This is a genomic window from Acinetobacter sp. ANC 5045 (assembly GCF_004331005.1).
Taxonomy (GTDB): Bacteria; Pseudomonadota; Gammaproteobacteria; order Pseudomonadales; family Moraxellaceae; genus Acinetobacter; species Acinetobacter towneri.
Genome location: NZ_SJNS01000003.1, coordinates 178,521 through 189,088, shown reverse-complemented (window position 1 = coordinate 189,088; position 10,568 = coordinate 178,521). Strand labels below are relative to the sequence as shown.

At 44.4% G+C, this 10,568-nt stretch carries 11 protein-coding genes; 7 read left to right on the top strand and 4 right to left on the bottom strand.

Annotation, left to right across the window (positions count from 1 at the left end; all coding sequences use genetic code 11):
* From ribD to E0H79_RS04815, 4 genes are all read left to right on the top strand, one after another.
* A partial coding sequence (gene ribD / locus E0H79_RS04830) for a bifunctional diaminohydroxyphosphoribosylaminopyrimidine deaminase/5-amino-6-(5-phosphoribosylamino)uracil reductase RibD (RefSeq protein WP_131261000.1) occupies positions 1-886 on the top strand: 886 nt, incomplete at its 5' end.
* Positions 883-2,175 carry a DNA adenine methylase gene (locus E0H79_RS04825; protein WP_131260998.1) on the top strand — a complete coding sequence of 431 codons (1,293 nt, stop codon included), beginning with the start codon at positions 883-885 and terminating at the stop codon, positions 2,173-2,175. The genes ribD and E0H79_RS04825, both read left to right, overlap by 4 nt.
* 34 nt (positions 2,176-2,209) lie before the next feature.
* The gene (locus E0H79_RS04820) at positions 2,210-2,869 is read left to right on the top strand and encodes a riboflavin synthase (RefSeq protein WP_104852910.1); all 660 of its coding nucleotides are present in this window, start codon (positions 2,210-2,212) and stop codon (positions 2,867-2,869) included.
* Positions 2,870-2,992: 123 nt separating this feature from the next.
* Positions 2,993-3,538, top strand: coding sequence for a VTT domain-containing protein (locus E0H79_RS04815; protein ID WP_004975673.1), 546 nt, complete (start codon positions 2,993-2,995; stop codon positions 3,536-3,538).
* 109 nt (positions 3,539-3,647) lie between these two features.
* On the opposite strand, the gene E0H79_RS04810 is transcribed toward E0H79_RS04815, so the two are convergent.
* From E0H79_RS04810 to E0H79_RS04795, 4 genes are all read right to left on the bottom strand, one after another.
* Entirely contained in the window at positions 3,648-3,866 is a 219-nt protein-coding gene (locus E0H79_RS04810) for a hypothetical protein (protein ID WP_004975675.1), read from the bottom strand.
* 145 nt (positions 3,867-4,011) lie between these two features.
* On the bottom strand, positions 4,012-4,632 hold the full coding sequence (locus E0H79_RS04805) for a hypothetical protein (RefSeq protein WP_004975677.1): 621 nt from the start codon (positions 4,630-4,632) through the stop codon (positions 4,012-4,014).
* A 48-nt stretch (positions 4,633-4,680) separates the two neighbouring features.
* Positions 4,681-5,088, bottom strand: a complete 408-nt coding sequence (locus E0H79_RS04800) for a DNA polymerase III subunit chi (RefSeq protein WP_131260997.1) — start codon at positions 5,086-5,088, stop codon at positions 4,681-4,683.
* Positions 5,081-6,529, bottom strand: coding sequence for a leucyl aminopeptidase (locus tag E0H79_RS04795; RefSeq protein WP_131261014.1), 1,449 nt, complete (start codon positions 6,527-6,529; stop codon positions 5,081-5,083). Before E0H79_RS04795 ends, E0H79_RS04800 begins: the two co-directional genes overlap by 8 nt.
* Before the next feature lie 158 nt (positions 6,530-6,687).
* Here E0H79_RS04795 and lptF point away from each other — a divergent pair, with 158 nt between their 5' ends.
* The 3 genes from lptF (at position 6,688) to gpmI (ending at position 10,553) form a co-directional block, all read left to right on the top strand.
* Positions 6,688-7,788: an LPS export ABC transporter permease LptF gene (gene lptF, locus E0H79_RS04790; RefSeq protein ID WP_004975682.1), complete on the top strand. Its 1,101-nt coding sequence runs from the start codon at positions 6,688-6,690 to the stop codon at positions 7,786-7,788.
* A 1-nt stretch (position 7,789) separates the two neighbouring features.
* Positions 7,790-8,860, top strand: a complete 1,071-nt coding sequence (gene lptG / locus E0H79_RS04785) for an LPS export ABC transporter permease LptG (protein WP_004975683.1) — start codon at positions 7,790-7,792, stop codon at positions 8,858-8,860.
* Between the two features lie 145 nt (positions 8,861-9,005).
* Positions 9,006-10,553: a 2,3-bisphosphoglycerate-independent phosphoglycerate mutase gene (gpmI, locus tag E0H79_RS04780; protein WP_131260995.1), complete on the top strand. Its 1,548-nt coding sequence runs from the start codon at positions 9,006-9,008 to the stop codon at positions 10,551-10,553.
* Positions 10,554-10,568 lie beyond the last annotated feature (15 nt).

Genomic DNA, 10,568 nt, shown 5'->3' with positions numbered 1-10,568 from the left:
GGGTGCAACCGCCTATGTGACCTTGGAACCTTGTGCACACTATGGGCGCACACCACCATGTGCCAAAGCCTTGGTTGATGCAGGCGTGGTCAAAGTGGTTGTGGCTTGTCCAGACCCAAATCCATTAGTGGCAGGTAAAGGCGTTCAGATTTTACAGGATGCAGGTATTCAGGTCAGTGTGGGCGTGGCAGAAGCTGAAGCAGCACAGTTAAATGCAGGCTTTTTAAAAGCTATGGCTACAGGTATGCCTTATGTGCGTTTAAAAATTGCCTCTAGTTTGGATGGTCGTACCGCCATGGCTTCGGGTGAATCTAAATGGATTACAGGGGCTGCAGCACGTGCAGATGTGCAACATTGGCGTGCAATTTCTGCAGCAGTCATTACGGGTATTGATACGGTACTGGCCGATGACTGTCTGCTCAATGTACGTCAGTTGGCAGCGGTGGATGATCTTCACAATGTGGTACAGCCAAAACGGATTATTTTAGACCGTCAAGGTCGTTTGCCTTTGAGCGCACAAATTCTGCAGCAACCTGAAACCGTGATGGTGATGGGGCCGTATCGTGCAGAGTTGGCAGCCTTAGGCGTGATACAATTGGCGGTACAGCCTTTGGCAAGCTTGCTGGCTGAACTGGTCAAACAACATCAAATTTATGATGTACTGGTTGAGGCAGGCGCAACTTTATCTACCGCTTTCTTGCAAGAAAGCTTAGTTGATGAAGTCATCAGCTATGTGGCGCCTACATTATTAGGGCAATCAGCACGTGCCATGTTTAATGCAGAATTTGAGCAGATGGTAGAGCAACTTCGATTTAAACTTTGCGACGTCACTCAATTGGGTGATGACGTGCGCCTTAGGTTAATTCCTTCTCAAGAGACACTATGAGTTCAGAGTCAACGGTTTATCACAAACGTCGTCATGCGGCACGCACCACCGATGAATACTTATTTCATCAATTGGTGCCTTATTTGGGCAATAAACGCCGTTTACTGCATCTGATTTTAGAAGCCCTTGAACAGACAGGAACGCTACATCCTAAAGATGGTCGTGCCCCAATTTTTGCTGACTTTTTTGCAGGCTCAGGCGTGGTATCACGTTTGGCTCGCCAAAATGGCTATCGGGTAATTGCCAATGACTGGGAACCCTACAGCCATGCCTTAAACCATGCGATTTTGGCCTGCACCGAAGCACCTGCGTTTAAAGAATTAGGCGGTTATCAAAAAGCCATTGATTATTTGAACCGCTTGCCTGAAGTCAAAGGCTGGGTAACGCATAACTTATGCCCACGTAACGACGAAATTTATGACCCGAGCCGTGACCGTTTATTTTTTAAACGTCGTAACGGTATGCGTATTGATGCGATTCGTCAGCAAATTGCCACGTGGCAAGCGCAGGGTGCAATTGATGATGTTGAGATGTCGGCCTTGTTGGCACCTTTACTCTATTCTGCCAGTTTTGTCAGCAATACCAGTGGGGTATTTAAAAGCTTCCACCATGGTTGGGGTGGTAAAACTAAAACTGCACTAGAACGAATTGAATCGTTATTGTGGCTCACTCCAAGCCGTTTTTGTGAAATTGGCGATGCCAGCAAACCTGCTGCAGAAATGTGGTGTGTTGATGCACAGCATCTGGCTAATCAAATGAGTGGTTTTGAGGTTGATGTCGCGTATTTGGACCCTCCATATAACCAACATGCCTATAGCAGTAACTATCATGTTTTAAATGCTTTAACGCTGTGGGATCAGGTCGATTTACCCACTCCAGATACCAAAGGCTTTAAAAGTGGTATTGACCGTGCGTGGCGTAAGGAACGTCCAAGTCCATACAACTCTTCCAAGTATGCCAAAGAGGCTTATGAAACCTTATTGGAAACCATCAATGCACGTTTTATTCTGACCAGCTATTCTACCGATGGTAATATCAGTGCCACTGACTTGCTACAAGCTAACTTGAAACGTGGCCGCGTGACATTATTGACGCAAGATGTGCCACGTTATCGTGTCAGTAAGCAGCGTCAGTCTGAACGTGCGCGCGTGCTGGAATTTATTGTGATTACCGACACCCATGCCAAATCAGGCCCGCCAATTCGTCAGTTGTTAGGGCAACTTTACCATTTTGCAGAATTGGGTGGTGTAGATACCTCAGGTGTGAGTACCCAATTGGCGTTGTGGTAAATCCACAAATCCTCAGTGAATGAGAGAAAAGATTATGTTTACAGGCATTATTGAAAGTTTAGGTAAAGTAGAAAGCCTGCAAAGTGTGGGCGGTGATGTACGTTTGCGTATTCAGACCGATTTGGATATGTCGGATGTGCATTTGGGGGATTCAATTGCCACCAATGGTATTTGCCTGACTGTGATCGAGTGGGGCGACAATTGGTATGCCGCAGATGTGTCCCGTGAAAGTTTGAACCGTACCACTTTAGGCACATGGAAAGTGGGTCAGCCTGTCAATGTCGAAAAAGCCATGTTGCCGACCACACGTTTTGGTGGACATATCGTAAGTGGCCATGTTGATGCAGTCGGTGAAATTACGCTGGTACGTGAAGATGCACGTTCAATTTACTATGAAGTGACTGCACCTGCAGAAATTGCCAAATATTTGGCAGAAAAAGGTTCGGTGACCGTCGATGGCATCAGCCTGACCATTAACCATTTACGCGGCAGTGTTATCAGTCTGAATTTAATTCCACACACGGCAGAGCGTACCAATATTGGCACATGGAAAGTTGGCAGCAAGGTCAATTTAGAAGTGGATGTCTTGGCGCGTTATATTGAGCGTTTGCTCTTGGGTGATAAAGCTGCAGAAACTACGCAGCAATCTAAAATTAGCATGGAATTCTTGGCTGAAAATGGCTTTTTAAAATAAGCACAGAGCCGAATGAAATTTAAACAGTCTGATTGAAAAATTAGACTGTTTTTTTGTTTTTAGGGATAATTAAAAAGATAAAGATGTTTTTTTCATCATAAACACCCCTTTGGTTTAATGTAGATGATTGATTTTTTAATGAATTTGGAACACTGGCTGCCATTATTACTCGATAATTATGGTCTGTGGATCTATGCCATTTTGTTTCTGATTATTTTTGCAGAAACAGGTTCTGTGTTCATGTTCTTTTTACCAGGCGATAGTTTGCTGATCGCAATTGGTGCCTTATGTTCCACCACTGACGTGGTGCATTTGCACTATATGGGGATTTTACTTTTTGTCGCTGCGGTCTTGGGATATAGCGTCAACTATTACACTGGACGAATTCTAGGGGTGAAGTATTTTCATCAACATTCACGTTATTTCAAACCTGAATATATTGTCAAAACCAACCATTATTTTATGAAACATGGTGGCAAAACTATTTTAATGGCGCGTTTTATACCGTTTGTTCGTTCATTTGCACCATTTGCTGCAGGGTCAGGGCACATGCCTTTGGCGACCTTTAGTTTTTATAATGTGGTGGGTGCTGCCGTATGGATTTTTTCTTTAATGGCAATAGGTTATGGCTTGGGTAATATTTTGTCTTGGTTGGGTGATTGGATTTAAATTCCTCATTTTTTCTATTTTCTTATTCTAAATCCACCGCGATAACTAAAAAAGTGGATTGATGGCCACAAAAAAAGCCCACCGTGTGGACTTTTGATCTGGTTCAGTTTTAGTGTTTGGTGACAATTAACTCTGTGCCACCCAAGCGCGGGCTAAAAGTATCGTTACTTTGAATTGAAAACTCCCCCTTTTCCGCTTCTTTAGACAAGTACATGCTTAATGATTGGAAATCTGCACGACTGATCCATAAATCCTGAGCACGAATACTCCACTGTTCGCCCGTATTAAGATGGTCGATTTTGCCTGAAATTTTCGTCAAGATATCCATTTGAAACCCATGATTACAAAAGTCATTTAAAGGAGATAAAAGTTGAGAATTCAACTTTTTCTGGATGATTATCATGTGACAAAATTATTTCATTTTGATGACATTGGGTTTAAGACTTTGGGCTAATTGGGGATAAAAAGTAAAATTATTCTTTAGAAAAATTTGAATTTTTTAAGATATAGTCAATTTCTTCTTGGGCTGCAGCATGTAGTCGCGCACGAAAGATCGTTACCGCCTGCTCAATTTGAGTTTCGGCTTCTAGCTCTAAACGCAAACGTACACTTTCAAGTTCAGAAACAATTTGATCATCACTTACCGCAGTTGCGGCTTGATTAAAAGTCACTGCAGGTAATTCAGGATTTTGCTCATAACGTGCAGTATAGTTTGAAATTTCCTGATCCAGACTTTGACGCATCAACTCAAGTGCTTGAGTTTGTTCTGCAAAGCGTTGCGCTTCATCTTGCTGTAGCTGTGCAGCATAAGCGGCTTGTTCTGCACGTTGCTGTTCTAATTTGAGTTCGAGTGCCAATTGGCGACGTTGCCGTGCTTCTTCAATCAAACGTGCTTTCAGGTCAGCATAGGCTTGTTCAATTTTTTCCTGTGATTGTTGCTGAGCGCGCTGATCTTCTGCAATCCAGTTGTGTAATTGCGTTTCAGGTTGCAAGACCTCACAAATTCGATGCAGATCATCCATAAATGTCTGGCGCACAGCCTGAGGCGCGGTTAACCAGCGCTGTTTAAAATCTGAGCCGACATTTAAAGTCACAGCATCTCTCCTTATTTTGAGCAGTATTTTTAAAAAAACGTTTTAAAATTAAAGCTTAAACGTCTGTGGTTCTATGCCCAAACGTCGATATTGTTTAAATTTTTCACGTCCAAGCACTTTAGCTGCTTCGTGATTTTCAATAATCTCAATAATGTGACTAAATTTTGCATAGGCTTCAAGTGCCTGACTGTTAAAATTAAACACAATCCAGTCCGATTGCTGCGGTAATTCGGCAGAAATACATACGCTGGCCTGTGTTTGGTTAATGCCATGTGGAATAAAGCTGCTGGCATCAAAACTCCACAGACGCTCATCCAATATTTGCTGTAACTCTGGATCAGGGCAATGCAGCCAAATGCGTGCCTGCTGCCGCAAAATTTTGCGGCATAAACGGCAAGTGCTTTCCACTTGCCGTTCAGGACTTTTTTCAAACAAATAAAAGCTAACTTTAGCCATTATTGCTTGCACGTTGTGCGAGGAACTGCATCAATAACGGTACAGGACGACCTGTTGCGCCTTTATTGCTGCCTGAATTCCATGCAGTGCCTGCAATGTCTAGATGCGCCCAGCGATAGTCACGGGTAAAGCGTTGCAAGAAGCATGCTGCAGTAACTGAACCTGCTTTAGGCCCACCAATATTGCCAATATCGGCAAATGGTGAATCCAGTTGTTCTTGGTAATCGTCAATCACGGGCATACGCCATACACGGTCAAATGCAGTGTGTCCCGCAGCATCCAATTCCGCCGCAAGTTCATCATCTGGGGTAAACATGCCTGTCAGTACCGAACCGAGTGCAACCACGCAAGCGCCTGTTAAAGTCGCAATATCAATCACCAAAGCAGGGTTGAAGCGTTTCACATAGGTTAGGGTATCGCACAGCACCAAACGACCTTCGGCATCGGTATTTAAAATTTCGATGGTTTGGCCGCTCATACTGGTCACAATATCACCCGGGCGAGTGGCTTTGCCTGACGGCATATTTTCTGCAGCGGCAATCGTGCCGACCACATGGATAGGTAAACGTGCTTCACACAGCGCGCGCATGGTGCCTAAAACTGAAGCAGAACCACACATATCAAATTTCATTTCATCCATCCCTAAGCCGGGTTTGAGTGAAATGCCGCCTGTATCAAAGGTGATGCCTTTACCAACCAATACCACAGGTGCTTCATCACGCTGTGCTTGGTATTCGAGGCTAATGATGCGTCCTGGACGGTCTGAACCCTGACTGACTGCAAGGAAAGCACCCATGCCCAATTCCGCTATTTCTGCTTCATCTAAAATGGTGACTTTGAGTAGGTCTGGATATTCTGCCGCAAGTGCTTGGGCTTGTTCTGCCAAATATTCAGGGAAACAAATGTTGCCCGGACGGTTGCCCAAGTCGCGTGCCATGTTTTGCCCCGATTGCATGGCTTCAATCAATTGAAGTTGATCTGCGCTGAATGGGCTGTTATTGGCAATGAAATGGATTTGTTCAAGCTGAAATTCATTCTTTTTGCTTTTGTATTCATCAAAAGCATAGGCTGCTTGGGTCAGGCTGAGTGCAAATACATAATGCAGCTCGCTAGGCAGGGCAGACAAGTCAATGCTGATCTGTTTAAATTTTTTTTGTGAAGATTTGATAATGCTTTGTGCAATTTTTGCCAGCTTTGCGGCTGGTAATTCTTCGGTTTTACCCAAACCGATCAGGTTGCTATTGGCGCATTCAGCAACGCTAGCCACCAAACTTAAACTTTCATTAAAGCCTGCTTTAAATTGTGTCGCTTGAATAATGCTGTCTAAATCCTTGATTTGATAAGCAGCAGTTGCCTGTGGCACCTGTTCTGCAGCCACTAAAATTGACAAAGATTCACTCGCGCTGTGTTCTTGGAATGCGGGACTTAAGCTAAATTTAATCACTGGATTTTATGCCTATCTAAATGTGCAAACTATGCAACCATTGAAACATTTTTATGCGTCGAGTTTCAATGTATAACAAGGCGATAGGTTTTATATTTTCAACATTCAGGTAAACTAACGCGAATTGGATTCCCTCACATTTTGGAAGAAATAATTTGATTATTCGGCGTTATTTGGTCAAGCAAGTTGTGTCGACATCCTTGGTTGTGATTGCCTTACTGACTTTGATCATGATGGGTGGTCGCTTGATCAAGTATTTTGGCGTGGCGGCACAAGGGCGTCTGGATGCGAGTATTTTATTCAGCATCATTGGCTATCGCTTGCCTGAATTTTTGACGCTGATCTTACCTTTGGGTTTCTTTATTGGCTTGATGTTGGTATTTGGTCGTTTATATGTCGACCATGAAATGGCAGTGCTCAACAGCAGTGGCGTGAGTCGGCATCAATTGGCACGTTTATTGGTGCCAATGACGCTGGTATTTCTAATTGTCCAAGGCTTTTTAATGCTGTGGGCATCACCGTGGGGACTGCGTCAGTTTGAAGCATTGACCACCAGTCAGGCAGTACGCACAGGTTTTGATTTGGTGCGACCCAAAGAATTTATTTCTTCAGGGCCATATACCATTTACGCAGGCGATCTGTCCGAAGATCGTAAAAACCTGAAAGATATTTTCTTTTATCAACGTGCAGAAAAAGCAGGTCGTCCTGATGTCATGATTCTGGCAAAAGAAGCGACACGGGTAGAGCTGGAAAATGATCCTGCCAATGTGGTGGATTTGGTCGAAGGGCGTCGTTATGAAATATTTCCGGGCACAGCCAAATATTCACAGGCAGAATTCCAAAGTTATCGTTTACGTTTAGAGAATGACAAAGAAGCTAAATTTGAAAGTGCCGAAGTAGAAGCCTTAACCACCTCGCAACTTTGGAAAAACCGTGCAGACCCTGTGGTCGCAAGTGAACTGGGATGGCGTATTTTTGTGCCTTTTGCGATTGTGGTGGCGTTGTTTTTAGCCGTGGCATTGTCAGAAGTTAGTCCGCGTCAGGGGCGTTATTTAAAACTGTTTCCTGCCTTGTTAATTTTCGCCAGTTTGATTGTGGCGCTCATGGCGGTTAAAACCCGTATCAGCAAACAAGAAATGGGCATGATTGCTTATCCGTTGGTGTTGTTGGCTTATGCGATTGCGGCAGCCTTGTTCTCACGTAAACAAAAACTAGCACCTAAAATTAAGCAGCAAATTCAGCGAGTGAGGTCTTAAGATGTTGGCACGTCGTATAGTTGCAAAACACGTCACCAAGACCACTGCACTGGCTATGTTTGGTGCAACGGCAATTTTGTCTGGTTTGCAGGTGTTGTTTACCTATTTAGGCGAATTGGGTTCACTCAATGAAAACTATAGTGCATGGCAGGCATTGCTGTATGTATTGTGGGGTGCGCCAAATTATCTCTATGAAATTTTGCCGATTTCTGCCTTGATTGGCGCAGTGTTAGGCTTGGGTACGTTGGCATCCAACAGCGAATTGATTGTGATGCGTTCTGCAGGGATTAGCCTGTGGCGTATTGTGGGATGGGTGATTCGTTCCGCCATGGTATTGGTACTGCTGTCTTTTGTGCTCAGTGAATGGGTGATTCCATACACCAATGAACAAGCCAAAAGTGTTAAAAGTCACCGTAGCGTCGCTGAGCTGGGTGAAGTTCGTGGCTATTGGTCGCGCGAAGGCAATCGTTTTATTTATATTGACTACGCCAATGCCCAAGGGCAGCTCAAAAATGTACAAGTGGTCGATTTTGATGATAACTATCGCTTGCGTGGTACATTGTCTGCAGATCAGGGACAGTTTGTTAAAGACGGTAGTTGGTTGCTCAATCAAACTGAACAGATGGATATTTTGCAGGCGGGCAACGCGACTTTAGCTAAAAACAGCGAACAGGCTTTGGCTTTAGCATTGCAACCGAAATATGTGCACATGGTCACCATCGACCCTGAAGATTTATCCCCAAGTCAATTGGTCAGTTTCATGAGTTATATGCATGAATACAGCCAAGTACCCAAAACCTACCAACTGGCGTTCTGGCAAAAACTTGGTGCACCCTTTGCGCTGATTGCTTTGGTGGTGATTGCTTGCTCCTTTATTTTTGGGCCGTTACGTCAGCAATCTATGGGTTTCCGTTTGGTGATTGCTTTATTTGTCGGCTTAACCTTCTTTTATTTACAGGATTTCTTGGGCTATGCCAGCTTGGTCTATGCACCATCGCCTGCGTGGTTCGTATTTATTCCTATTATTCTGATGTTTGTCATCGGCGGTTACTTACTGCATCGTGCGCGTTAAGTGCGGGCCGATGCTGCTGCTTTTTCCGTATGATTGGGTAAACCTATCTGAATCAGTGGCGGAAACCATCTTCTGAACATAGAGTCTTGACGCAAAATTCGTTAAGATAGCATGATTAATTTGTAGACGAAAAAGAGTATTGATTATGGCGGATGCAACTGCTGGCAAAATCCCTCACGTATTGGTGATTATGGATGGTGTGGGTCATCGCGAAGCGGTCGAAGACAACGCGTTTTTAGCAGCGAAACGACCAAATTTGACTGCTATGCAGGAAAAGCATCCGCATGGTTTGATCTCTGGTTCAGGTGAAGATGTGGGCTTGCCAGATGGTCAAATGGGTAACTCTGAAGTTGGTCACATGAACTTGGGTGCAGGACGTGTGTTGTACCAAGACTTTACCCGTATTACCAAAGACATTCGTACAGGCGCTTTCTTTGAACATGAAGTGTTGGTCGATGCGGTAGAAAAAGCCAAAGCAGCCAACGGTGCAGTGCATCTGCTTGGTTTATTGTCTGAAGGCGGTGTGCATTCGCATGAAGATCATATCGTGGCGATGGCAGAATTGGCACTCAAACGTGGTGCAAAAGTGTACCTACATGCTTTTTTAGATGGTCGTGATACACCACCAAAAAGCGCACAGCCTTCTTTAGAAAAATTGGATGCATTATTTGCACAGTATCCAGATCAGGGGCGTATTGCCAGCCTGATTGGTCGCTACTATGCGATGGATCGTGACAACCGTTGGGATCGTGTAGAACAAGCCTATCGTCTACTTACCGAAGGTGAGGCAGTACGCACTGCGGCAACTGCGGTTGAAGGCTTGGCAGCGGCTTATGCGGCAGATGAAAGCGACGAGTTTGTTAAAGCCACCCGTATTGGTGAAATTGCCAAAATTCAAGATGGCGACAGCGTGGTGTTTATGAACTTCCGTGCTGACCGTGCACGTGAATTGACCAAAGCCTTTGTGGAACAGGATTTTGCTGGTTTTGAACGTAAAGTTGTGCCGCAATTGTCTAAATTTGTGATGCTGACCCGTTATCAAGCCAGCATTGCTGCGCCAGTGGCGTACATGCCAGAAGATTTGAAAAACTCGATTGGTGAATATTTATCAGACTTGGGCAAAACACAATTGCGTATTGCTGAAACTGAAAAATACGCACACGTGACGTTCTTCTTTAGTGGTGGTCGTGAAGATGAATATCCGGGTGAAAAACGTATCCTGATTCCATCGCCAAACGTAGCAACCTACGACTTAAAACCTGAAATGAGCGCTTATGAAGTGACTGATGAACTGGTTGCAGCCATTAATTCAGGTGAATATGATTTGTTGGTGGTGAACTATGCCAATGGCGATATGGTCGGTCATACTGGTGTGTTTGATGCAGCTGTCAAAGCAGTGGAAGCAGTAGATACCTGTTTGGGTCGTGTCTATGAAGCGGTGATGGCGAAACAAGGTCACATGATTATTACAGCTGATCATGGTAACGTCGAGCAAATGCAAGACTATGACAGTGGTCAGGTACATACTCAGCACACCACTGAATTGGTGCCATTCATTTATGTAGGCCCAACTCAGGCCACCATTTTGGAAGGTGGTGTGTTGGCAGATGTTGCACCAACTTTATTGAATTTGATGCAATTGCCAGTGCCAGCAGATATGCAAGGTCGCAACTTAATTCGCTTACAGGCATAACCCTCGATACAGGTA

What these genes read in the sequence shown, in the direction of transcription:
- E0H79_RS04815 (WP_004975673.1), top strand. Translation starts at nt 2,993, where the DNA reads ATGATTGATTTTTTAATGAATTTGGAACACTGGCTGCCATTATTACTC.
- lptG (WP_004975683.1), top strand. Translation starts at nt 7,790, where the DNA reads ATGTTGGCACGTCGTATAGTTGCAAAACACGTCACCAAGACCACTGCA.
- E0H79_RS04825 (WP_131260998.1), top strand. Translation starts at nt 883, where the DNA reads ATGAGTTCAGAGTCAACGGTTTATCACAAACGTCGTCATGCGGCACGC.
- gpmI (WP_131260995.1), top strand. Translation starts at nt 9,006, where the DNA reads ATGGCGGATGCAACTGCTGGCAAAATCCCTCACGTATTGGTGATTATG.
- E0H79_RS04800 (WP_131260997.1), bottom strand. Translation starts at nt 5,088, where the DNA reads ATGGCTAAAGTTAGCTTTTATTTGTTTGAAAAAAGTCCTGAACGGCAA.
- E0H79_RS04820 (WP_104852910.1), top strand. Translation starts at nt 2,210, where the DNA reads ATGTTTACAGGCATTATTGAAAGTTTAGGTAAAGTAGAAAGCCTGCAA.
- E0H79_RS04810 (WP_004975675.1), bottom strand. Translation starts at nt 3,866, where the DNA reads ATGGATATCTTGACGAAAATTTCAGGCAAAATCGACCATCTTAATACG.